The organism is Tropicimonas aquimaris (assembly GCF_042676185.1).
Taxonomy (GTDB): domain Bacteria; phylum Pseudomonadota; class Alphaproteobacteria; order Rhodobacterales; family Rhodobacteraceae; genus Tropicimonas; species Tropicimonas aquimaris.
On sequence record NZ_JBHTJT010000005.1, the window covers coordinates 1 to 20,884 of the forward strand.

The following is a 20,884-nucleotide window of genomic DNA, read 5'->3' on the forward strand; positions in this document are numbered from 1 at the left end:
GTTCGCCATTCTCTGTCCTCCGTTTCCTAAACATAACGGTGGACCAGTTCAGATGGGGCACTCCACAGCTGCCTGTAAGGCATTAATCTGGTCGGCTGGGGCATTGTTCTCGAGGGCCAGCACGAGGCATTCTTCAAAGCCTAGACGCTGACTGACTCCGACACCGCGAATGTCGAAAAAGATGATGTCGCGCTCAGTCCGTACACGCTCATATTTATCGAAATTTCCTGCAAGGACGCCAGATGCACCGGGACCACCCGCCAGAAAGATCAGAGGGTCTGGTTGCGGGGTCTCGCCAGTCGCCCTCGCCACCAGAAATCCTAGATCGAGGTTGCGACCGTCCGGGCTGCCCCAATTCTGCGGCACGGTAAGAACGCCGCAGGTATAGGTCGCACCCTCCACTTCGATCGGGCTTCGAACGGTTCCAGGCAAACAAGAGATTGTGTGCAGACCAGGCTCCCGATCGGAGAGCCGAGGTGGCGGTGCAAGAGCTGACAGCTGTTCGAGGGCCCCTTCCAGATCGTGACTATTTGTATTCACAGACTCCTTGTCCGTGACTTCGGCGCTTTCTTCAGGGGCATCTAGAGTTTCGGCTGCACCGAAATTCGGGCTGACAAGCGAGGCCACCAGTAGAATAGACGTCAGATATGCGCATTTTTTCATGGGATACCTCCTGAATTCGTAAGAACCGTGCCGGACTCGTCGGAGGCCGGGTTATTTGAGTGACGCACAATGCCAGTTAACCAGATCTCCAACCCGGGTGAGGTATGACCTGCCACTTGTGCCGGAACCACCAGCGCGGTGCTCTCGCAATACTCAGCGGTAGGCCAAGCTGAAGAACGTGAAGCTGTTCGTCTGGGTGACCATCTGTGCCCCCGTCTCCACCATCAGCGTCTCCATCGCCGAACTTCCCGTCGGGCAGGCTACAAGATCGGAGGCGTCATCCAGAAATTCGACAGTGAATGCGCTTTCACCAACAAGCTGGCATTCGTCGGACGGGTTCCGGTAGCCACGGACGAATACGAGATCGGGATCCGGTTCGCTGATCGCAACCTCAACCGGCGGCTCTGTACATCCTGCAACCAGGAGGCCCGAAGCCATGGTGCATCCGGCTGCGAACGATCGCACGCTACTCGATCCCGTAAATTTGTTTTTGGGTGTCGTGGCTGGGATCGGGTTCACCGCATTTCGAATTCTCATTTCTGCCTCCAAATCCGACTTAGCACCGCAACGCCGGCTGCAAACACCATCACGGCCCCGCCCGCGAGCACGAAAAACCACCCCAATGCCAGGAGATGAAATGGTTCGCGCAAGACACCGTCCGTATCGACATAAGATCCCTGAGAGGCGTATCCCGCCTAGAGTGCGGCCCCAATCCCCAACAGCACCAGCGAAATTAAAATCGACCTTCGCATGAGACTACCCCTGTCTTGTACCCGCCCGCCGTCCTGGGGCGCAGTGCGATCTGGGAATGTCCGTCCCGAGAGCTATTCCCACTCGGCTGTCGTGCTCCGCCATTGCGCCGTTTCCTTGTCCCACATGCTTGCGGTGACGCATGGAGTTGGATCGATCCCACCGCATTGCGACCCGTGAACATCTGTCAGTAGAACACGGTTGGGACCAAGATCCACGACATCCCAACCTCGATTGAGCAGAGAGGCAAACTCGTCCCCGACAAGGAAATGCGACATGCACCCGCCGGTTCCGCAATAAAGGGACACGGCGGACGAGCAGGTAAAGAACATCTCGTTCAGTACCCAGTCCGATCTCAGATCCCCGTCGAGATCTACGCGCGTGACTGCACCCCATTCCAGCGAGAACTGGCCGTCTTCGAAATCAGAGCAGGCCTGTTGGGCCTGGACGACCTTTTCCTGAAGCTTCTCCGGAAGTTCCGATATCTCGGAAGCAAAGGCTGGCACCGGAAGGGCCGTTATTGTCGCAAGAAGCGCTGCGGCCAAGATCCTGCCAATCCCGAAGGAGACACATGACGCGGTATCTGGTCTCGGCATCAGTTGCATTGGTCGTACCGATAATCGCCGAACTCCAGCCAGTTTTCCATCCGATTGCGGAAGATCAGAAACTCGGACCGGTCCTCTGCCAGCAAGGCAACCACGAAATCCTTGACCAGTTCGGAGTTGCCGAAATAGCTGTAGGCCGTCATCGCCCGCTGCGTTTCGCCGTTCACGGTGACGCGCGCGTCCCATTCATCGCTGGCATCATCGAGGATCTCAAACTCGATCTGCCGTTTGATCCCACCGCCGCCGCAATAGACCACACCTTCTGGTGCCTCCATGGGCGCGGAGGTTTGGTCCAATGCACGGCATTCGGCCCGGAGCGACTGTATGGCTGCACCCGATCCCTTGAGATCAAAAATGCCGTAACTGACGTCTTGATCGACCATCGACAGGTTCAGGGTGGCGTTTGCGGCAATCTGGTCGAGGACGAACGCATAATCCGCCTCGTCGCTGAACTGGATCTCAACAGGATAGTTGTCCACGATCTGGACGAACGAGTTTTCGCGTCCCATCTGGAAAGAAGCGACTTCCTGCGATCCGTTTACCAGAAAACGAAAGGAAAGGCCGTTCTTTCGCACGATATCCTGCGAATCCTCATACCCGGCCGGAGCAAACCTGATCCTGTCGCACTGCACCTCAAGGGACATGTCGTTTGTCTGGATCGTGGCATTGGGGTACGGAGGCCCGCTATAGGTCCAGTCCGCCAATGCCGTGGTGGCAAGAAGGATGCCGCCAAACGAAGCCAGTATCGCTGCATTCAGTATGTTCCGCATCAGCGCGTCGTTCCCTCTGCATTCAAAAGTTTTTTTGATGGCCGTGCAGTGTACGGGGCCGTTATGACACTCGACGCACTCGGACCGCACGGCCTATGTCTCGCTATCCTAGCAGATTACTTGCTTTCACGAAGGCTAGCCATGACCTCTTCGCACTGAGCGATAGAACCGACGATCATCTGGTCGTCTGTCAAACTGGCCTGTCCGGTCGCATCCAGCGCCGCCTTGGTCAGCACTTCGTCAACTTGTTCGGCGGTCATGATACCCAGCTCTTCTGCTGCGGTTACCGTCGAGCAGATTCCGGCTGACAGGCCGGTGGCAATGCCCGCACCGGCGCCGACCCCCATCAAAGCGCCGCCGCCAAAGAAGAGTGCGCCCGCTCCGCCGACGACGATACCTACAAGCAGCGTGAGTATTGTTTTTCCCATTTCGCAGTTCCTTCTTGTTGAATTGTTTTGTGCAGGAGGCATTCAGCTTTCGAAAGATCGTCAAATGACGACCAGAAGCACCATCGTCAGATTTGGGTGGAAACAGATGCACGTGCACATAGATGAAAAAGGAAGCGTTTCATGGCATCATATCCACCAAGTGTTTCTGATGCCGATCAGAGGGCCGGCATCAGATTACGCGTTGCGACGCTCCAGAGCGCTATCTGTTGGCAGCCCAGCAAGCCTCATAACCCTGCCGGAAATAGGGTTCAAAGCGCGTGTCATACTGGTCTGAATACCGCTGATAGACGCTGCTCATGCTCGCTTTTCCATCCTGAGTACCTGCGACACAGCCATCGTCATAATATGCTTGCTCGGTGGAGCCAGGTGTCAGACCGCTGGAGGTAGGAGGGCTTGCGGATCCCGTGTCTTCTACGCATCCGGCAAGTGATGCAGTTGCCAAGATTGCTGCGAGCAGCACAATCCGATTGTTCATTGGTTCTCTCCCTGGTCCAAGTTTGTCTGTAGAACTGCCTTGCCTTTGGCTGATTTCTATTTACCGCATTGAACGATGCGCCATGTGCGCCGCAACGACATTGACCCATGTCATTCACTTGTGCGGTCCGCCGGACCATTCGCCCGTGGAAAAGAGCATCCATGCAAATTGGACATGTGAGGCGGCAATCCAACTTTGGCGCAGACCTGTTCTTGGGGCAAGGCTTCAGAACCTGCAGTCGCGTTTGGGGCAACCGGTTGGCAATTTGTCTCGGCTGGGGCCTTCACTCTGGCGGAAACCGTCGGCATTGCCCTTTGGAACCGGCCTCGGTCGTCTAAGCGAAGTCGCGGAGAGATCCGCCGCAATCAGGATTACACACTTGGTGCGGCAATTTCGGCTGTGGGCGAACGGCGGTGGGAAAGCCGTCCACGGATGCCACGGGTTGAACCGTTGCCGCCCCCGCAAACTCTACGGACTGCCTACTGCACCTTTGCCCCATCCAGCGCCATCGTTATCAGCGGCACCCCAAGAACGGCTGTACTGCTTGCAGAGTTTGTCCAGAAGACAATGGTCGTCCCACTTGTAGCCGAATGCGCTGTATCGCTTTCAAATCCCATGGTCTGGCCGCCATGCCCAAACATATCGCCTGGCTTGCCTATCAGGCCGATACCGTAGGACAGATTTGGATACGGCGCCGGTACGCCATCGGCCATGGCGTCGAGTGTACCGGCTTTAGCGAACAGCGACCCGGCCATCAGCCGTTCGATAAAGAGAGCCATGTCCGGCGCTGTCGAGATAATGCCGCCGGCCGCCCAGCCCTGGGATAGGTTCCAGCCGGTCGTCTCCAGGTCGAAAGGCGCCTTGTACCAGGCCCGCGACAGGCCGAACTCAGGAGACGGAACGTCATTCCACAGGAACGTGTTCGCCATTCCTGCAGGTTCAAACACGCGTCTCTTGAACACCTCCGCCAGCGGTGCCTGTTCCAACTTCTCGATGATCAATCCGAGCAGGATGTAGCCGGTGTTTGAATAGGACCAATGGCCATCGGCGCCTGCTTCAAAGCTCGGTTCGCCGTGGGCAATGGCGAATTCCACCAGTTCCGCAGGTGTTCGGCTCACGGCCAGCATGTCCGGGTTCTTCAGCGCGCCTTCCATTATCCCGGGCGTCCCGTCCGGAGCGTCGTCGGTGTAACTGAAGACACCGGAGGTGTGGGTCGCAAGGTGCCTGAGCGTGATAAGGTCGCCGAATGGCAATCGGCCGGCGATCTCTGGCAGATGTGCTTGCAGCGGATCGGTTAGGTTAAGACGGCCTTCTTCCTGCAACTGCATCAGGACCGTTCCAGTCACCATCTTGGTGGCGCTGCCGATCTCGAATGGCATCTCGCACTCAAGCTGCGCGCTGTTGTCAAAGTCGGAAATACCCGCCGCCTTGAAATACGCCCAGTCGGTGGATCGGACGAGCAGGACGGCACCGGGCGCGTTCATTCCGTCTTTGGAATAGGCACCCACTGGATCCACCGTGTCTTTCAGCAACTTGTCCAGTGCCTCGACCAAGGCACCAGGTGGTTCAGGTGCATCGCCACAAGTTTTAAGGTCCACCCCGACGAATTCACAAAATGCTGCCGTCGCCAATAACCAAGAGAGGATACCACCCGTCAGCATCGACGTTTCGACAGTTCTCATTGGCTTCCCCACGGATTTCCCAGGTTCTCCACGTGGCCCAATCACACGCGTCGTTCGACCGTATCACCGACGCCGTGCCGGTTCATAGACCCGTGGCCTGAACCATAGAGAATGCCCGCTTCCCGCCTTCTTGACGGTTGCTGAAAAGGCAAACCTTGAGAGTTTCGCTCGTGATGAAAGGCAGAGCGATCTGCGTTTGCAGCATTTTCTGCAGCTTCAGAGATTGTCCACGAATCAGGTCGGAGACTGCACTGGTAGAGGCTGGCGTTCGGCCGCATCCCTAATCGTCCAAGGGTGGCGCGCCCTCGTTAACCCTCCGCCACCCTGCGCCACCCCGCCACCCCTTGCGGTCTGCTTCGCTTGCAATGGGCGCGAATCTACGCGTCATGTCAAAAGCGAAGGAGGCGAGTTGCATGGTCAACCGACTGCGATTGAACGAGAAAGCCGTGCGGGACGCGGAACCGGCCGAGGGGCGCGACTACCAGGTCTTTGACACCGATGTGCGAGGGTTTGCGGTCTGCATCTACCGCTCGGGCAGCCGGGCGTTCACGCTGGACTATCGGCATGCCGGCCGGCAGCGGCGGATGACGATCGGACGCTGGCCGGAGTGGACGACGACGGCGGCGCGGGAACGGGCGAAGGAGCTCCGACGCGAGATCGATGCCGGAGAAGACCCGCTCGCCCAGCGCGAACAGGGCCGCGAGGCGCCGCGCTTCCAGGATCTCATTGATCGGTACGTCGAAGTGCACCTGCCGAACCTGGCTCCGACCAATGCCTCGGATCAGAGATCGATGCTGAAGAAGCTGGTGGCCCCGGACTGGGGCAACAGGCTGGTGACCGAGATCACCCCCTACGACGTCGAGAAACTGCTGAACAAGATCGCCGCCGGCCGGGCCCGGCCCTCGAAAGCCAAACCGAACAACCGGGCGCGCAAGCTGCAGGGCTCGAAGCCCACGCCGATCCGGGCCAACCGCACCGGCGAGGTGCTGCGCAAGATGTTCACCTATGCCCAGAGCTGGGGCTGGCGCGACGACAACCCGGCCTCAGGCTTCCGGCGCCGGATCGAGAATCCGCGTGAGCGGTTCCTGACCCAGCAGGAAATCCGCAGGCTGGCCGCGGCGCTAGAACGGGCCGAAGACCGGCGAGCCGCCGATATCATCCGCCTCTGCATGCTGACCGGGGCCCGGGTCGGCGAAGTGCGGCAAGCCCGGTTCGAGCATTTCAACCTTGAGCATCTCAGCTGGACGAAGCCCGCCAGCATGACCAAGCAGCGCAAGATCCACCGGCTGCCGATCTCCGACGAGGCGGCGGCGATCGTGCGCCAGCGCCAGATGCTGGTGCCCCGCGGTTCCCCGTGGCTGTTTCCCGGCGATGTGCCGGGCCAGCCGGTGAAGGAGATCCGCCGGTTCTGGATCCAGATCCAGAAGGAGGTCGGAATCCCGGACGTACGCATTCACGACCTGCGACACACCTTCGCCTCTCTTCTGGTGAGCGGTGGCGCATCGCTGGAGATGATCGGCAAGCTGCTGGGACACAGCCAGACCCAGACCACCCAGCGCTACGCCCACCTGATGGACTCGCCGCTGCGCGCTGGGGTGGACGCCGTGGCCAGCGCGTTCCGGCCGCGGCCGAAGCTGGTGCACGATGGCGTAGATGAGCGGAGGACCGGGTAGGTCCTCCATCCAAACCATTTCAAGCTCTCAGGCGGATGCCCGCAGCGATTTCCAGATCGGATTTAGCCGCCGCCTGATCGTCCGCTCGTCCGGAACGTCGCCGCTCTCCGTCTTCATCGCGAACCATTCCTGAATCCGGCCGATCCACTCGGCTTGGGTCCCCGGAACGCCGTGTTCGTGGATCCGCAGGATCTCGGCCGAGAGCGCTGCTTCCCAGTCATAGGTTGAACTGGCGCCGATGTTGACGGTCGGGCGACGCAGCAGATCGCAGTCTTCCTCGAAACGATAGACATCCTCACCGCGGATCATCAGGTCGGCGATCGTGACCTCGATCCCCTCCTCGGGCTCTGTGATGAAGCGCCAGTCGGTCTCACCGGCGCCGCGGATATTCTGCAATCTCCCGGTCGACAGCGCGGTCCCCTGCCGTCGGAACATCGGCAGAATGTCCGCCACCGAAACGGATACAAAGCCAGCAAATGCCCTTGATCCACAAAGCGCCCGGCGAATCCCCGTCACGATGTCGAAATACCCGACAGCGGCCCATCCGGCGATATCGGCCATCGCGCAGTCCCAGCGCGCGGTGACTTCGTTCAGGGAATAGAATGCTCTCCGAGGCAGTGCCATGCTCAGTTCCTCCTGTCGGACACACGCAGGCAGCCCGGTGAAGCCGGGAGCGATGCGGTGTCCATGCTGTTTTGGGGCCAGCCCTCTCGCGTCCTGTTCCTTCGCCGGAATGCGCGGCCTGTTCGGGATCTGGCTGAGCCGGAATTCAGCGCCACCAATTTGATTCTGCAAGCCAACTTATCGACCGGGATTCCCAACTTTGTTCTTGACGTGTTCTGTCGTTGGCTTCCCCAGCTTGCAGGACGTTCGATCTGCGGCCAGAGGTCGCCCCTGACATCGGAACGTTAACAAAGGTTAACGATTTCAAAGGGCAAGGTAAGCCTTGCGTGGCTGCCATGCCACGTCCTCAACAAAACAAGGGGTGGTACAGGGGGTGGCGCTTTAACGCCACCTTGCGCCACCCCGCCACCCCTCTTTTCTGCCATAGGGATTCGCCGTTGTTCGCCGGCGCTGGGCGGCGTTGAACGAGGCAAGTTTCCCGCAATTCACATCTGTCCTCCCCGCGATCGGGCCTCCCATGTCGGGCATCCGCAATGATGCCGGGCCTCAAACAGCCCCGAATGCCAGAAAGCCTTGAAAACAGGGGGTGGCGCGGGGGTGGCGCCTTTGCGCCACCCTGCGCCATCCCGCCACCCCTGCCGATCTGCTCTCGCTGTCTCACGTCATCCGTCCGTGTCGGGCGGCAAACAGGAGGACAGAAATGCTTCCGGAACATCACGAGCAGGGAACGACAAATCCCAGACTTCTCTCCGGCTGGATCGGTCGCGGAGAGCTCGCCGCAGAACTGGGCGTCAGCGTCGATACCCTCGGGCGCTGGGCCGCGAGCGGTAAAGGGCCGAAATGGGTGCGCGCCGGCCGCAAGGTGCTCTACCGCCGGCGAGCCGTCGTGGACTGGCTCCAGAAGCAGGAAGAGCCGCCGGTCAAGCCGGCCCCGAAAAAGCGGGGGCGGAAATGATGCGGGCCGTGTCACTGCACCATCAGGCACCAGCCCAGCGACGCGATGAGCGGTCCCCGGCCCAGAGAGAGTGGCGCGACGACCGCCTCCGGGAAGCCAGAGGCATTCTCGCTGACGTCGCCCACCATCCGGAGAGCCTCGTCCTGCTGGCATGCGGGGTCATCGAGACCCACAGCGACGATCGTGTCGAGCGGATCGGAGCGTACGTCCTCGCAGACCTGCTGCAGTCGGAACGGGAGGTGCGGCCATGACAAAACACCGTCATCCCGAAGCCGACGCCCAGCGCGCCATCGTGCATGTACTGCGTGTCGTGCTGCCCCGCGGCTCCATCGTCCATCATTCGGCCAACGAGGTCACTTCCCACAATCGCAGCGCGAAGGCCCGGCAGGCCATCCTGCAGGGCATGGGCGTTCATCGCGGCTTTGCCGACCTGATCGTCCTCTCCGGCGGACGGGTGCTGTTCCTCGAGGTCAAGAGCCAGACCGGGCGTCTCAGCCCGGCACAGGCAGACTTCCGTGACGCCGTCCAAGACCAGGGCTTCGCCTGGGCGCTGGTGCGGTCGGTCGACGAGGCGCTGGGCGCGTTGGCCGAGCACGGCTTCACAACGCGGGCGACAACATCGCCTTCACGATCTCGTCTTGGGAGGGCTGCGCGATGAGCCACCAGGCCACCAACTGGGCGATCCTTCAGCGCGGCCTCAAGCCGACGACCAAGATCGTGCTCTGGCACCTGTGCGACCGGTATAATCCTGACTTCGGCTGTTTCCCCTCTCAGGAGCGGCTGGCCCATGACTGTGAGATCTGCCGGTCGACCCTCAACGTCCATCTCGAACATCTGGAGATGGCCGGGCTGCTGCGCCGGGTTCCGCGGACCGACCCCATCACGAAACGCCAGTTGACGACCCGCTACATCCTCGGGTTCGAGGACGGTTTTCCTGTGGATAACCCGGACTCATGTCCGGATTCCGGACAGGGAGCCGTGTCCGATTTTTGCGCCGAGCCGTGTCCGGAAAACAGCGAAAGCCGTGTCCGAAATCCGGACACTAACCCTGTAAGAGAACCTATAAGAAAACCTGTAAAGGAGGCGGGGCGCGCAAGCGCGCCTGTGGAAATTTCCAATGAGTTTTTCTCGGCGCTGCTTGAGGCCCTGGGCCACGACCCGGCCGGGGCGCTTCCCGACTGGTGGCAGGGCTGGCCTGCCCGGGAGCATGTCCGGCGGTGGCGCGACGATCTCGGGCTGACGGAAGAGCAGATCCTGACGATCGCGTCAGCCACCCGAAGGCGACATCCGATACCACCCGATGGCCCCAAGGCCCTGGACCGCGCCATGGAAAGGGCGGCCCAGCACAAGGGACAGCCCGACGGCCGGAAGCAGTCCGCGGCGAGCAATGAAGAGATCATCGGGTTCTACGCCGACTGGATCAACTCCGACCGGTATCTCGTTCCCAACTCCATCAGCGCCTCCATTCGCGATGCGCTGCTGGCGCGCGGCCTGGTGACGGAAGACCGGCTCCGCGAGCGGGGTGTGCTATGACGGTGCACCAGAACATCCCCGGCCGCAGTACGAAGGCTCGTCGGGCGCTGGGAGTGCAGGCGCTCCTGGAATGGGCCTTTCGCGTCGAGAAAGCGCAGCTCGAGCTCCCCATGCCACCGGACGAGGCCAATGAGGGTCACGGATTCGGCCTCGAATACGTCCTGCTCCAGCGCGCGCAGCTCGGCTGCCGGATCGACGGTGGTCGCTACAAGCCGGAGGCCAGCACCCACGAAGACGCCGAGACCATCGCGGCGATTGTGGCCGGCCTTCCCGATGGTCTCGGCGGCCGGCGTATGGCGATCCGTGTCGCCGAACTCGCCCGCGCTGGGCTGACCCCAGACTGGATGCCGGGCGCAGTCCCCCGCTGCGTGCCCGTCTAGACACGCCGCAACCAGCATGGTGAACCGTCGGTCACCGTCGTCGTTGGCACCGAGCAGGTATTCAACCGTGGGCGACGGCGGACGGTCGAGGTGTTGGCCTGTCCGGTGGCATGGTCGCCGCATCCCGAGCAGATCGCGGCAGCACGGCGCGCCTACGTCGAATGGTGGCAGGCGCTGGGCTGGGTCAAAGATGGCATGGCGCAATGTGATTTGCTGCGGCACCACAAAGTGACTGAGGTAATGCCCAAGGTCGATCCTTGGCAATGATTTTGTCAAGTAGATGGACATGACGGATATCGCGCAGCCAGCGCCGACTGGTCGGCGCATGGCAGCAACGGGTTCGAGCTCGATTGGACCTGCCGATCGCCGTAGCCGGCACAAGGGCCGGTCAGCGACCTCTGCCGCCGTTCCCCGAACCTGTCCCGACAGTTCCCTACTTCGCACTGCCGGGATTGGTGGAGACTTGGCCAACGCCCGCTCTCTTCCGTCCAAGATTACCTAGACATATTCATATGCAGGCACCTAACATCGACCCATCAATCGGGAGGACACAATGAAACTTACGCGCAGATCCCTGATCGCTATAGGAATGATCGCATCCACGATTTCTGCCCCAGCCTTGGCGGGCCAGTCTGATGACGGAGTCAAGCGCCTGGCCCTGCAGATCAGTGACAACGATCCGGCGACCTTCAACAAGGCCCTGAATGTGGCGACGAACTTTGCGCGGGGTATGAGCGAAGCCGGCGACATGTATGAAATCGAAATCGTTGCGTTCAACGCTGGCCTGCACATGTTTCGGACCGACACGTCTCCTGTACTGGACAGGCTGCAAAGCATCTCTGAGAGCGTCCCGGATGTGACGTTCAGCGCCTGTGGAAATACTATTGCGGGGATGACCAAGAAAGAGGGTTCCGAGCCGCCGATCTCGCAACATGCCGGGGTTGTGCCCGCCGGAGTTGTCAGGCTGATGGAGCTTGATGATGAGGGTTACTACGTCATTCGGCCTTAGAACCCTGCAATTCCGTCAATCATGCTCGCACGCGCTGATCCCGGAAAGGGTATGGTCCCAGATTGGGAAAGCCCGTTGGTTGCGCGAAGCGTAACCTGGTTGGTTTCATCGAAGCTCCAGTTTGCGCGACCCCTCAAAACCCACCTGAGGGCGGACAGGTGGATGGATCGACCAAACCCGTATAGAGGCCTTGGATCATGAAGGGACATTTTTTTTCGATACTGGTTTGCATCGTCGGAGGTGCAGTTCAAACGACCGCAGATGAAGTACCTGCGGACGGCGGAATGCTCTTTGAGAAGCATTGTGCAAGATGCCACGGAACCGACGGCACGGGAAACGGAAACGCTTCTGGCAACTTGAATACACGCCCGCCCGATCTTACCAAAATAGCTGCCCGACGCGATGGTGTTTGGCCAATGCTTGAGGTCATGTCGATTGTCGATGGCTATACAAAGCAGACGACCCCACGCGAAGAGATGCCGCTTATCTCGGCTCTTACGGACGGACCGGTGGTCGAGTTCGATACAGGAAACGGTTTATTCACAGAGGTACCGGCCCGCCTCATTGCTGTGGCAAACTACCTTGAAAGCATCCAGTCGCCGAAACCGGAACGCTACGTACCGTAGGATCAGGATCTACAGGTCTTCCACCGAGGCGACAGCCGACTGCTGCGCATTCCGGTCTCGCAGGTCGGTTCCTGAAATGCCCGCTTAGCGGGCCCGTCGGCCTTTCGATGCCGCTCTTTCGTGTTGATATCGATCAACGACAGGCCCGCGCAATCGACCAAACTGGCGGCCTTTAGGTACGTGCAACCAAAAATGGGGAGGATACTATGAGGATTTTTTCAGGGATTGCTGCAATTTCTGTTGCTGCTACGGTGCTCAGCGCGATGCCGGTCCAAGCTGAAGATCTGGCGCTCGAGAATGCTGCCAGCATAGTGCGCGGAGGCCAGATTTACGACAAATGGTGGAAGGTGGTGAAGGCGGAAGAGCCCAGCAGTACCCACAGTGCTTACCCCGAAGACGGACCCAGAGACGGTTCTACCACATGGCGCTGCAAGGAATGTCACGGCTGGGATTATATTGGGCCCAAGGGACGCTATTCCTCCGGCTCGCATTTCACCGGCATCGTTGGGATTGAGGGCGCGGCTGGTGGAGATCCGGCGACAATTGCCGCAGCAATGCGTGACGAGCCACACGGCTTCGGAGCCGACCTGATCGACGATGCTGCAATGGCTGATCTGGCGAATTTCGTCTCGCATGGGCAGTTCGACATGTCGTCCTACATTTCTGACGGCAAGTCCACGGGAGATGCGGCAGTGGGTGAACCGCTCTACGCCACGCTATGTGCAGGCTGCCACGGCGCGGATGGCGCCAAGATCACCGAGATGCCACCGCTTGGCGAGATCTCCAGCAATCCGCAGGAAACCATGCACAAGATCCTGTTCGGCCAACCCGCTGAGTCTATGCCAGCGCTCTACGTGTTCGGCCCGCAGGTAGCCGCCGACATCACGGCCTATCTTCACACATTGCCGCAGTAATATGCGTTGGGCCGGGGCTTCAGCCTCGGCCTGTCCAGGCGCCGTATCGCGCCGCGTGAAGGAGCAAGCAGGGTGGCAAGCGAAACGACCCGCCAACCGGGTGTGACCCGTCGTATGTGGCGATGGCTCTGGAGTCCAACGGCCCGGTTCGGTTGGGGCGTGATTTTCGTTGCCGGCGGTATCGCCGGGGTCATGTTGTGGGGCGGGTTCAACTGGGCCATGCAAGCCTCCAACAGCCCAGAGTTTTGTCTGAGCTGCCACGAAATGGCTGACAATGTCGGTGAGGAGTGGATGCGCTCCACCCATTACAACAACCCCTCGGGCGTGCGCGCCACTTGCGCGGATTGCCACGTTCCAAAGGATTGGTTCCCCAAGGTGGTCCGCAAGATCAAGGCGAGCCGCGAGCTGTACGGCCACTTCACAGGCGTGATCGATACACCGGAAAAATTCCGGGCTCACCGTGCGGAAATGGCCGAACGGGTCTGGGCCGAGATGACCGCGTCGGATAGCCAGGAATGCCGCAACTGCCACAGCGAGCACGCGATGAACTTTGAGGAGCAATCTGCACGCTCGCGCGAGAAAATGGTTCCGGGCATCGAAGAGGGCAAGACCTGCATTGAGTGCCACAAAGGCATCGCCCACCGGCTTCCGCCGCGCGACGACTAGAGATTGCAGATCCGCCTTGGAGCTAGACTTGATCATCTTGATCTTCTTGTCGGATGACCGGTTGGTCGGAAAATGTGCCGGACATCGTGGCTGCGAGGAAATGGTAGTGTGGGCACGAAGCCGTCGATCGCTTCAATCCGTTCAAACGACCGAAATGGCCCGAACTAAGTCATTGACATTGCTGCCCCTCTTGACTCATACATCAATCATCGCAGGAGAACGCCCGGAGAACAACGCTCCGGGCGTTTTGCGTTACCCCCCCTCCGAGGGTTCCTCCTGGGGCCGAGTGTATGCGGGGGGGCTGAGATCCCGACACCCAGCGTGACCAGCATCAAAAGGGCGATCCCGATGAAGGGCATGAAATTCAGGAGCGCCGCGGCCACCCCCCAGAGCGGGGCGTTCGACACGCCAAGCAGCTGGAAAGCAACGGCGACGCACACCCCGAGCCCCAGGTTGATTGCGGTGATTGCCAGCAGGTAGCGGGCGACATTGATGCGCACGTCGCGCATGGCCCGCCCGACCGCCCGTCGCGCCGAGGCCCCGGAAACCACAGACATGCCCCAGCGGGCCAGCATCACGCGGTCGCGGAGCAGAAAGAATGTCAGCATGGCCCAGAATGCGGCTCCTGCGGCAATCCTGGGCGCGCCGATCGCCAGGTCGGTCAGCAAACGCTGTCCCCCCTCCACAAGCCTGCCAACGGCGTCGTCCCCCAATTCCGGCTCGGCCGGATCTGCGGGTTCGGCCGACAGTGCCACTCCCGGATCGGCGGCCGGTGCGACAGGGGCCTCAACGTCCAGCGTGCGCGAGATGCCGGAAACGATCTCGCGGGTGCGCCGTTCCGCATCGCGCAGAACCTGCGGTGCGCGGTCGTTCCAGGGCTCTGCAGAAGGGGCCAGCGCATAGGCGGTGAACGCCGCCCCAAGAAGCAGGCCGCCCACCACGAAGGCTGCGCAGAGCGACGCGGGGGCCATGGTCCGTTCCAGCCATCGCATCGCAGGTACAAGGGCTATCGCGCACAGAACGGCCAGCACCGTTGGCACCGCGATCAGGCTCGCACCGTCCAGCGCGGCGAGGATCATCACGCCTGCGATGATGCTCAGCAACACGGTCTGGAGCGCGCCCCGATCGAGCCTGGAAGACCAGCCAGCCGATGTCGTCCGGAGCGCCGGTTCAGCCGCCGGCTTCAGTTTCTCGTCATGCATGTAACGTACCTGCCTTTCCGACAAGACCGGCGCACAGAACAAGCGGCCCGGCACACATCCGGCGGAGCCCAGGAATGGCTTCGAGCCGGGATGCCGGGGACATGACGGACGCGCCAGGTCTGCCAGCCACCGCATGCTCTATCCGAGGCTGCCGACCGGCGCGCTGACGCAGGTTGGTGCGTGCCGGTGAGTCAACGAAAGTTCACCCTCAACCGGACGGGGCGAGCGTGAGCGCCTCGGTCCTTGGCAGGCTTGTCAGCATGTCGCGCAGCCTGGCATCGTCGGGCGCGCCGGGCACTTCGTCGGTCCAGACACGGAACCCCTTCAGGTCGTAGGCGCCGAAAGAAGTGATCATCGCACCATCGGCGGCGTCACGGCCGCGGACCATCAGGACCCGGCCAATCCGTGGGGTGTTGTAGCGCGCGTCAAACGTGTACCAGCGACCGCCGAGATAGGCCTCGAACCATGCGCAGAAGTCACCGGCCCCGGAATAGGGCACGCCGATGTCGCCCAGATAGCCGCTCGCGTAGCGGGCCGGGATGCTCATGGCGCGGCAGAACGCGATCGCGAGATGCGCGAAGTCGCGGCAGACACCGGTCTTTTCGCGCTGCGCGTCGCTGGCGGTCTTGGTGGGCCGGCCAAAGCCGTATCCGAAGGTCAGGTGATTATGGACGTGGTTGCATATTGCCTGCACCCGTGCCCAGCCCGGCGGGGTGGCGCCGAACAAGCGGAGCGCCTCGGGGGCAAGCACATCGGAGTCGCAATAGCGGCTGGCGGTCAGGAACTGCAACGTCTCGGGCGGCAGGTCGCCCACGTCGTGCTGGCATGCGTTCCAGTCAAACACGTCGGGCTGGCCGTCAACGTCCACGATGCAGTCGGACCAGAGCCTGAGCCGCCCCGCCGGCGCCCTGAGCCGTGTCAGCCGGTTGCCGAAACTGTCAAGGAAGGTCTCGAGCGGAAGCTCTGGTTCCGCCCGCACCGCGTACGAGCCGATGATCCGTCCGTCGAAACTGGAATGCGGCGACAGGGCAAGGATCAGGACAGTTTCCGCCTTGCTGTCAATATGGATCTCGTGACCGATGCGAATGAACATTGCCGCCCTTTCTACAATGACGTACGTTGGTCTTCAGGTTTGGCGCGTACCGTTCTTCTCTTGCCCTGCGTCCTTCCGGTGCGATTGACCGGCGTGCACGGTCGAGACGAGGATACCCCGATCCGAACCCTGCGCATCCTGCATCGAACCCGATATGCCTATGACCGCCCGGTGTCCTTCGGTGAGCATCGGCTGATGATCCGCCCGCGCGACGGGCACGATATGCGCATTCTGGAATCCAGCCTGACAGTGTCCCCCCGCGCAAATGTGCACTGGACTTTTGACACATTCGGTAACTCCGTCGCGCTTCTTTCGTTCCAAGAAGCGGCTGACGAACTGGTAATCGAGAGCGAGCTGCTGCTGCGCCGCTACGGCCTCGATGAGCCGCTGACACGGATCGAGCGCTATGCCGGCACCTTTCCGGTACATTACAACGTCGACGAGTTCATCGACCTCGGCCCCTACCTTGTTTCGGACCAACCGCAAGACCAGGACGTGCTGGCGGCGTGGGTCGCGCAGGTGTTGCCGCACCCCAACGGCAGCAGCCTTGAGGTTCTAGGCGCATTGGGAACCGCAGTCCACGGCGCTTTTCGATATGCAAGGCGCGAGGCAGAAGGCGTGCAGACACCTGCCGAGACGATCGGGCTTGGCACAGGCACGTGCCGCGATTTCGCGCTGCTGTTCATGGACGCTGCGCGCCACCTCGGTTTCGCTGCGCGGTTCGTCACCGGCTACCTCCATGACGAGGGCGCTGGAAACGAGTCCGGCGAGGACATGACCGGCGGCGGTGCGACCCATGCCTGGGCGGACATCTTCGTCCCGGGCGCGGGCTGGGTGGAATTCGACCCGACCAACCACATCATCGCGAGCCGCAACCTGATCCGCGTGGCGACGACCCGCACGCCGGCACAGGCGCTTCCGGTCAGCGGGACCTTCGAGCACGAGGGCGGATCACTGCTCGGATTGCAGGTGGCAGTTCGCGTCATCGAAGTTGCATAGGATAGGCATGCTCGGGGATATCGAGTGCCAGGCGTTTGGTGCCCTCCACCCGGCAACCAAGATCGCAGAGCCACCCGATACCATAACTGAACGGCGGAGCAATCTGAGGCATCGGGCCGGCGTCATCCTTCGCAGAAACGGGAAAGGCGGGGGACGTGATCACACCGCACACGATGGCCATCCGAGAGATCGGCATTGCCAGCGGGTGTCTCATCGGTTCCTTGTGGTGCATCATCGGCGCTCCCTGGCGGACCAGAAGCTATCGGTTTTCGCGCGTATCTTCGATAGCCCAAGCTTGAGCGTTCCGGTCAACCGCCGAGTACGCGCGACCGTTGGCATAGAGCCCTTGGGACTAGGTCTCGATGGCATGCCTTCGTTCTCGGCCACCTGGATCGCGAAGTCCTGCGGGACTGTCGGTTGGGTGCTACCGGTCATAGTGTCGACAACTTGACCAGGGCCGCGGCCGCAAGGGCAAGTTCCTTCTGGTGGTAGTCACCGTGAAACTTGCCGTCGACCTTCACTTCCCAGATACCGCTTCGCTGACGGATCTGCACTCGATCCGGCCGCGCAGAGCGGTCCATGTCCGACACCTGTCCGTCTCCGCGTCTCGGCGGCACTGGTTGCTTCTCGGTCGTGTCCGGCTCCATCGCTTTGGGCGCACGCTCTTCTCCGAGGAGCATCACGGCGCGAATGAATTCCTCCGCGTAGTCGTCGGTTTCTCGGTGGTCGTGTTCGCGCCGGGCCATACTCATTGGCTCGACGAAGCGTTCCCGCAGGTGGTCGACGAAACGCGGCTCGGTACGGGCCATGTAGGCGATCAGGGCCTGCAGGATCCGTTCATGGGCTAGGACGCGCCGTTCGAGATCGGTCGTTTCTGCTGCCGCCCCAGTAAGGTATTCAACTGATGTCATGGCTTATCATCCTTCGCGCTGCGCATCGCGACGGCGCATGTCTTGTGTTCGAGCGCGGGCACGCAGGCCATCGCCTCGTCACGATCCAGCTCTTGCCATCCGCCTACCAGCCAGGCGGACATCGGGTGCTGACGCAGGTTAGGGGCACGGAAATTAAGTGTGCGTGTCTTGCTCAGAAGCGCAAAGAAACCGGCCTCGGCAGTCCAAATGCCATTGAAGGGGCTTCCGCCATGAAGATAGCTGTCCGCTTTCAGTGGAGAATAGTTATTTACCATTATGGAAGCTCAAAAACGCGCGCCAAATCTTTTTCGCGCATCATCATGTGGCCGCCTCGATCAGAATGTTTTCCGGCGCCATTTCCTTGCCCTGCAGGACGGCCAGCCGTCCGACCGCAGTGATGGCGATAAAAATCGGATACACGAATGCGGAATTGCGTTTGGCATAATGCACCGCAACCATTCCGATCACTTCAAGATAGAGAAACATCAGCAGAATATCGGCCAGCAGGATGGTTCCAAGGCGATAGATGGCCAGGACTGCGAGCGCGACGGCGAGGAGGGTCAGGGCCACGATCACAACCAGCAACAGACGCTCGATGAAGTGAAGCAGACCCAGGGCAAACAGCCTTTCGCCGCGCCCCGCGCTGTCGTCTTCCTGTTGGGGCACCGCCGTGTCGACCGCTGCCGCTCCCGCTTGATGCCCTCTATTCATGATTGCGGCCTTCGGCCATGAACCTATCGGCCTGCTTCGGCCTCCGTCTGTGTCACGATCGGTGTCGCGGCTTCTTGCACTGGTATGGTCCTGCCGTTTGACGCGACGCCTCCGTCGCCCGAGACGCTGCCGGGGTCGCGGACGGCGTCTGCCTCGCCCTGCATGCCGCGCAGGAACCGGAACAGATCGCTGTCCGTCGTCAGGACAAGCGTCGTGTCGTCGGAAATCATGTCGCCGTAGGCCTGCATGGTTCGGGTGAAGTCGTAGAATTCGACCGAAACGGCATCGACGTTGTAGGCGCCCGAATAGATGTCAGCCGCAGCCGCATCGGCCGCGCCACGGATTTCCTCGACCGCGCGATAGGCTTCGGACTGGATCTTGTTTAGATCCCGCACCCGATTGCCTTGGATCCGGGCTGCTTCGCCGTTGCCTTCCGACAGGAAGCGTTCGGCGATCTGCCGCCGCTCCGAGATCATGCGATCGTAGATCTTGGGTCGCACGCTTTCGTTGTAGTTGATGCGTTTGAAGCGGATATCGAGAAGCTCGATCCCGAAGACGCGCACCTTCTCCACCGCCGCCTCAAAGATCTGCTGCTCGACCAGCGCCCGCCCCTTCGTGATGGGAACGAGGGCGCCAATGTCCTGCGCAAGCTCCTGGTCGGTCAGAAGCGTGTCCCTAAGCGGTGTCCGTCCCTTGGTGGTGCGCACGATCTCGATGAGCTCATGCTTGGCGACGGCATTCCGCGTCTCGCTGCCGAGAATGTCGTCGAGGCGCGACTGGGCACTGCGTTCGTCGCGCAGGCGCAGGAAGTATTGCAGCGGATCCGTGATCTTCCAGCGCGCGAAGAGATCAACCGAGATGTAGAGCTTGTCCTTTGTAGGCATGTCCGACGGCGAGCCGTCCCATTCGAGGACGCGGGCGTCGATCCGGTTGACCTCCTGAACGAAGGGCACTTTCACCTTGAGACCGGCCTCGGTGATCGGCGCGCCGACCGGCTTGCCGAACTGGGTGATGATGGCTTGCTCCACCTCCCCGACCGTGTAGACGGCGGATGACGCCGTGACGACCCCGGCGACCGCAACTCCGGCGGCGATGAGCGAAATGGTCTTCATGGTTGCACCCCCATTTGTCGATCGAGGTTCAGGAGTGGCAGGATACTTGCCGTGGACCCGTCGACAATGATCTTGGAACCAATTCCCGGCAGAACATCCTGAAGGGTTTCGATGTAGATCCGGCGCCGGGTCACCTCTGGCGCCCGGCGGTATTCCGTCAGAAGCGCCGTGAAGCGGGCAGCATCGCCTTCGGCTTCGTTGATCCGCCGCAGGCGATACCCATCGGCTTCGCGGATACGCTGGTCCTTTTCGCCTTGGGCCAGAGGTATGACGCGGTTGTATTCGCGGCGGGCCTCGTTGATGATCCGTTCCTTCTCTTGCTGCGCCTGATTGACCTCGTTGAACGAGGCTTGAACCGGCTGGGGCGGATTGATGTTCTTCAACTGCACTTGGTCGATGCTTATGCCCATCGCGTACTTGGTCGCGAGCGCCTGCATCTTCACCAGGGCTTCGCTTTCGATTTCCTGGCGCCCGACGGTGATCACCTCGTCGACCGTGCGGTCCCCCACAACCTCGCGCATGACGGATTCAGAGACGTAGCGCAGGGTCGCGCTCGGCTCGCGCACTTCGAACAGGAACTTCCGGGGTTCGGAAATCCGGTACTGCACCACCCACTCCACCAGCGCCGCGTTTAGATCGCCCGTCACCATCTCGGTCTCGCGGCGACCGTCTGTCGGGCTCTGATAGGGGTCGGTGGCGCCCGGAGTCGTGAATCCGAATTCCTGTTTCAGCTGGCGCTTGACCGGGACCAACGTGGTCACGTCGATCCCGAACGGGATCTTGAAGTGCAGTCCTGGAGGAACCTCGGCCGAGTACTTCCCGAACCGTTGGACAATCGCAACGGAGTCGCTCGGCACCGTGTAATATGAGGACCACGCCCCATACGCCGCAAGCGCGATGGCGGCCCCGATCGCAAGACGCTTCACCGGCGGCAGACCGTCCGGCAGGATGCCGTGCAACCGATCCCGGCCCCGCCTGAGAATTGCGTCAACCTCAGGGGGAACGCGGGTCCGCTTGTTTTTCCAAGGTCCGCGATCTTCCGGTCCATTGTCATCAGAAGGCATCGCAAGCTCCTGTCTCGA

Annotated in this window: 24 protein-coding genes and 2 pseudogenes; 10 read left to right on the plus strand and 16 right to left on the minus strand. The window is 61.2% G+C overall.

Annotation, left to right across the window (positions count from 1 at the left end):
* Window positions 1-48: 48 nt before the first annotated feature.
* From ACFQ2S_RS01225 to ACFQ2S_RS01255, 7 genes and pseudogenes are all read right to left on the minus strand, one after another.
* A complete protein-coding gene (locus ACFQ2S_RS01225; protein WP_386072050.1) occupies window positions 49-663 on the minus strand; it encodes a hypothetical protein in 615 nt (204 codons plus the stop codon).
* A 153-nt stretch (window positions 664-816) separates the two neighbouring features.
* Window positions 817-1,101: a hypothetical protein gene (locus ACFQ2S_RS01230; protein ID WP_386072052.1), complete on the minus strand. Its 285-nt coding sequence runs from the start codon at window positions 1,099-1,101 to the stop codon at window positions 817-819.
* Window positions 1,102-1,196: 95 nt separating this feature from the next.
* A pseudogene (locus ACFQ2S_RS01235) lies at window positions 1,197-1,331 on the minus strand (DUF3955 domain-containing protein); the annotation flags it as partial.
* Between the two features lie 156 nt (window positions 1,332-1,487).
* A complete protein-coding gene (locus ACFQ2S_RS01240) occupies window positions 1,488-1,958 on the minus strand; it encodes a hypothetical protein (protein ID WP_386072054.1) in 471 nt (156 codons plus the stop codon).
* 50 nt (window positions 1,959-2,008) lie between these two features.
* Window positions 2,009-2,788, minus strand: a complete 780-nt coding sequence (locus tag ACFQ2S_RS01245; protein ID WP_386072056.1) for a hypothetical protein — start codon at window positions 2,786-2,788, stop codon at window positions 2,009-2,011.
* A gap of 116 nt (window positions 2,789-2,904) precedes the next feature.
* The gene (locus ACFQ2S_RS01250; RefSeq protein ID WP_093164042.1) at window positions 2,905-3,216 is read right to left on the minus strand and encodes a hypothetical protein; all 312 of its coding nucleotides are present in this window, start codon (window positions 3,214-3,216) and stop codon (window positions 2,905-2,907) included.
* A 975-nt stretch (window positions 3,217-4,191) separates the two neighbouring features.
* Window positions 4,192-5,394: a serine hydrolase domain-containing protein gene (locus ACFQ2S_RS01255; protein ID WP_386072057.1), complete on the minus strand. Its 1,203-nt coding sequence runs from the start codon at window positions 5,392-5,394 to the stop codon at window positions 4,192-4,194.
* Between the two features lie 413 nt (window positions 5,395-5,807).
* Between ACFQ2S_RS01255 and ACFQ2S_RS01260 the strand changes: the two genes are divergently transcribed.
* Window positions 5,808-7,067 carry a tyrosine-type recombinase/integrase gene (locus ACFQ2S_RS01260; RefSeq protein ID WP_068318140.1) on the plus strand — a complete coding sequence of 420 codons (1,260 nt, stop codon included), beginning with the start codon at window positions 5,808-5,810 and terminating at the stop codon, window positions 7,065-7,067.
* 27 nt (window positions 7,068-7,094) lie between these two features.
* Here the strand turns inward: ACFQ2S_RS01260 and ACFQ2S_RS01265 are convergent, their stop codons facing one another.
* Window positions 7,095-7,691, minus strand: coding sequence for a hypothetical protein (locus ACFQ2S_RS01265; protein WP_068318143.1), 597 nt, complete (start codon window positions 7,689-7,691; stop codon window positions 7,095-7,097).
* 700 nt (window positions 7,692-8,391) lie between these two features.
* Between ACFQ2S_RS01265 and ACFQ2S_RS01270 the strand changes: the two genes are divergently transcribed.
* On the plus strand, window positions 8,392-8,646 hold the full coding sequence (locus tag ACFQ2S_RS01270) for a helix-turn-helix transcriptional regulator (RefSeq protein WP_068318147.1): 255 nt from the start codon (window positions 8,392-8,394) through the stop codon (window positions 8,644-8,646).
* Window positions 8,647-8,657: 11 nt separating this feature from the next.
* Here ACFQ2S_RS01270 and ACFQ2S_RS01275 read toward each other — a convergent pair whose 3' ends face one another.
* Window positions 8,658-8,900, minus strand: coding sequence for a hypothetical protein (locus ACFQ2S_RS01275; RefSeq protein WP_156461663.1), 243 nt, complete (start codon window positions 8,898-8,900; stop codon window positions 8,658-8,660).
* Here ACFQ2S_RS01275 and ACFQ2S_RS01280 point away from each other — a divergent pair.
* From ACFQ2S_RS01280 to ACFQ2S_RS01310, 7 genes and pseudogenes are all read left to right on the plus strand, one after another.
* The gene (locus tag ACFQ2S_RS01280; RefSeq protein WP_386072059.1) at window positions 8,894-9,304 is read left to right on the plus strand and encodes a VRR-NUC domain-containing protein; all 411 of its coding nucleotides are present in this window, start codon (window positions 8,894-8,896) and stop codon (window positions 9,302-9,304) included. The genes ACFQ2S_RS01275 and ACFQ2S_RS01280 overlap by 7 nt on opposite strands.
* Window positions 9,301-10,179 carry a helix-turn-helix domain-containing protein gene (locus ACFQ2S_RS01285; RefSeq protein ID WP_068318156.1) on the plus strand — a complete coding sequence of 293 codons (879 nt, stop codon included), beginning with the start codon at window positions 9,301-9,303 and terminating at the stop codon, window positions 10,177-10,179. The genes ACFQ2S_RS01280 and ACFQ2S_RS01285 overlap by 4 nt, the downstream gene beginning before the upstream one ends.
* A pseudogene (locus ACFQ2S_RS01290) lies at window positions 10,176-10,826 on the plus strand (hypothetical protein). The gene ACFQ2S_RS01285 and the pseudogene ACFQ2S_RS01290 overlap by 4 nt, the downstream one beginning before the upstream one ends.
* 286 nt (window positions 10,827-11,112) lie before the next feature.
* Complete coding sequence (locus tag ACFQ2S_RS01295; RefSeq protein WP_386072061.1) at window positions 11,113-11,568, plus strand: DsrE family protein; 456 nt, start codon at window positions 11,113-11,115, stop codon at window positions 11,566-11,568.
* A gap of 197 nt (window positions 11,569-11,765) precedes the next feature.
* The gene (locus tag ACFQ2S_RS01300; RefSeq protein WP_082739342.1) at window positions 11,766-12,194 is read left to right on the plus strand and encodes a c-type cytochrome; all 429 of its coding nucleotides are present in this window, start codon (window positions 11,766-11,768) and stop codon (window positions 12,192-12,194) included.
* A gap of 206 nt (window positions 12,195-12,400) precedes the next feature.
* Window positions 12,401-13,108, plus strand: coding sequence for a c-type cytochrome (locus ACFQ2S_RS01305; RefSeq protein WP_068318164.1), 708 nt, complete (start codon window positions 12,401-12,403; stop codon window positions 13,106-13,108).
* A 72-nt stretch (window positions 13,109-13,180) separates the two neighbouring features.
* Window positions 13,181-13,774, plus strand: coding sequence for a NapC/NirT family cytochrome c (locus tag ACFQ2S_RS01310; RefSeq protein ID WP_386072063.1), 594 nt, complete (start codon window positions 13,181-13,183; stop codon window positions 13,772-13,774).
* A 206-nt stretch (window positions 13,775-13,980) separates the two neighbouring features.
* On the opposite strand, the gene ACFQ2S_RS01315 is transcribed toward ACFQ2S_RS01310, so the two are convergent.
* Both ACFQ2S_RS01315 and ACFQ2S_RS01320 read right to left on the minus strand, forming a co-directional pair.
* Complete coding sequence (locus ACFQ2S_RS01315; RefSeq protein ID WP_386072065.1) at window positions 13,981-14,976, minus strand: AI-2E family transporter; 996 nt, start codon at window positions 14,974-14,976, stop codon at window positions 13,981-13,983.
* 208 nt (window positions 14,977-15,184) lie between these two features.
* A complete protein-coding gene (locus tag ACFQ2S_RS01320) occupies window positions 15,185-16,069 on the minus strand; it encodes a transglutaminase-like domain-containing protein (protein WP_129635423.1) in 885 nt (294 codons plus the stop codon).
* A gap of 93 nt (window positions 16,070-16,162) precedes the next feature.
* On the opposite strand from ACFQ2S_RS01320, the gene ACFQ2S_RS01325 reads away from it, so the two are divergent.
* Window positions 16,163-17,068 carry a transglutaminase family protein gene (locus ACFQ2S_RS01325; protein WP_386072067.1) on the plus strand — a complete coding sequence of 302 codons (906 nt, stop codon included), beginning with the start codon at window positions 16,163-16,165 and terminating at the stop codon, window positions 17,066-17,068.
* Window positions 17,069-17,499: 431 nt separating this feature from the next.
* Here ACFQ2S_RS01325 and ACFQ2S_RS01330 read toward each other — a convergent pair whose 3' ends face one another.
* From ACFQ2S_RS01330 to hflK, 5 genes are read right to left on the minus strand one after another with little or no spacing between them, the layout of a single operon-like run.
* Window positions 17,500-17,979 carry a hypothetical protein gene (locus ACFQ2S_RS01330; RefSeq protein WP_386072069.1) on the minus strand — a complete coding sequence of 160 codons (480 nt, stop codon included), beginning with the start codon at window positions 17,977-17,979 and terminating at the stop codon, window positions 17,500-17,502.
* Window positions 17,976-18,254: a hypothetical protein gene (locus ACFQ2S_RS01335; protein ID WP_386072071.1), complete on the minus strand. Its 279-nt coding sequence runs from the start codon at window positions 18,252-18,254 to the stop codon at window positions 17,976-17,978. Before ACFQ2S_RS01335 ends, ACFQ2S_RS01330 begins: the two co-directional genes overlap by 4 nt.
* A gap of 43 nt (window positions 18,255-18,297) precedes the next feature.
* The gene (locus ACFQ2S_RS01340; RefSeq protein ID WP_386072072.1) at window positions 18,298-18,690 is read right to left on the minus strand and encodes a phosphate-starvation-inducible PsiE family protein; all 393 of its coding nucleotides are present in this window, start codon (window positions 18,688-18,690) and stop codon (window positions 18,298-18,300) included.
* 23 nt (window positions 18,691-18,713) lie between these two features.
* Window positions 18,714-19,802 carry a protease modulator HflC gene (gene hflC, locus ACFQ2S_RS01345; RefSeq protein ID WP_386072074.1) on the minus strand — a complete coding sequence of 363 codons (1,089 nt, stop codon included), beginning with the start codon at window positions 19,800-19,802 and terminating at the stop codon, window positions 18,714-18,716.
* Entirely contained in the window at window positions 19,799-20,866 is a 1,068-nt protein-coding gene (gene hflK, locus ACFQ2S_RS01350) for an FtsH protease activity modulator HflK (RefSeq protein WP_386072075.1), read from the minus strand. The genes hflC and hflK overlap by 4 nt, the downstream gene beginning before the upstream one ends.
* Window positions 20,867-20,884: the final 18 nt, after the last annotated feature.

Bases quoted from the DNA above. Each gene is read 5' to 3' on its own strand.
- ACFQ2S_RS01335 (WP_386072071.1), bottom strand. From the start codon at position 18,254: ATGGTAAATAACTATTCTCCACTGAAAGCGGACAGCTATCTTCATGGC.
- ACFQ2S_RS01250 (WP_093164042.1), bottom strand. From the start codon at position 3,216: ATGGGAAAAACAATACTCACGCTGCTTGTAGGTATCGTCGTCGGCGGA.
- ACFQ2S_RS01270 (WP_068318147.1), top strand. From the start codon at position 8,392: ATGCTTCCGGAACATCACGAGCAGGGAACGACAAATCCCAGACTTCTC.
- hflC (WP_386072074.1), bottom strand. From the start codon at position 19,802: ATGAAGACCATTTCGCTCATCGCCGCCGGAGTTGCGGTCGCCGGGGTC.
- ACFQ2S_RS01255 (WP_386072057.1), bottom strand. From the start codon at position 5,394: ATGAGAACTGTCGAAACGTCGATGCTGACGGGTGGTATCCTCTCTTGG.
- ACFQ2S_RS01265 (WP_068318143.1), bottom strand. From the start codon at position 7,691: ATGGCACTGCCTCGGAGAGCATTCTATTCCCTGAACGAAGTCACCGCG.
- ACFQ2S_RS01330 (WP_386072069.1), bottom strand. From the start codon at position 17,979: ATGACATCAGTTGAATACCTTACTGGGGCGGCAGCAGAAACGACCGAT.
- ACFQ2S_RS01305 (WP_068318164.1), top strand. From the start codon at position 12,401: ATGAGGATTTTTTCAGGGATTGCTGCAATTTCTGTTGCTGCTACGGTG.
- ACFQ2S_RS01295 (WP_386072061.1), top strand. From the start codon at position 11,113: ATGAAACTTACGCGCAGATCCCTGATCGCTATAGGAATGATCGCATCC.
- ACFQ2S_RS01340 (WP_386072072.1), bottom strand. From the start codon at position 18,690: ATGAATAGAGGGCATCAAGCGGGAGCGGCAGCGGTCGACACGGCGGTG.
- ACFQ2S_RS01315 (WP_386072065.1), bottom strand. From the start codon at position 14,976: ATGCATGACGAGAAACTGAAGCCGGCGGCTGAACCGGCGCTCCGGACG.
- ACFQ2S_RS01230 (WP_386072052.1), bottom strand. From the start codon at position 1,101: ATGGCTTCGGGCCTCCTGGTTGCAGGATGTACAGAGCCGCCGGTTGAG.
- ACFQ2S_RS01300 (WP_082739342.1), top strand. From the start codon at position 11,766: ATGAAGGGACATTTTTTTTCGATACTGGTTTGCATCGTCGGAGGTGCA.
- ACFQ2S_RS01320 (WP_129635423.1), bottom strand. From the start codon at position 16,069: ATGTTCATTCGCATCGGTCACGAGATCCATATTGACAGCAAGGCGGAA.
- ACFQ2S_RS01280 (WP_386072059.1), top strand. From the start codon at position 8,894: ATGACAAAACACCGTCATCCCGAAGCCGACGCCCAGCGCGCCATCGTG.
- ACFQ2S_RS01285 (WP_068318156.1), top strand. From the start codon at position 9,301: ATGAGCCACCAGGCCACCAACTGGGCGATCCTTCAGCGCGGCCTCAAG.
- ACFQ2S_RS01260 (WP_068318140.1), top strand. From the start codon at position 5,808: ATGGTCAACCGACTGCGATTGAACGAGAAAGCCGTGCGGGACGCGGAA.
- ACFQ2S_RS01245 (WP_386072056.1), bottom strand. From the start codon at position 2,788: ATGCGGAACATACTGAATGCAGCGATACTGGCTTCGTTTGGCGGCATC.
- ACFQ2S_RS01225 (WP_386072050.1), bottom strand. From the start codon at position 663: ATGAAAAAATGCGCATATCTGACGTCTATTCTACTGGTGGCCTCGCTT.
- hflK (WP_386072075.1), bottom strand. From the start codon at position 20,866: ATGCCTTCTGATGACAATGGACCGGAAGATCGCGGACCTTGGAAAAAC.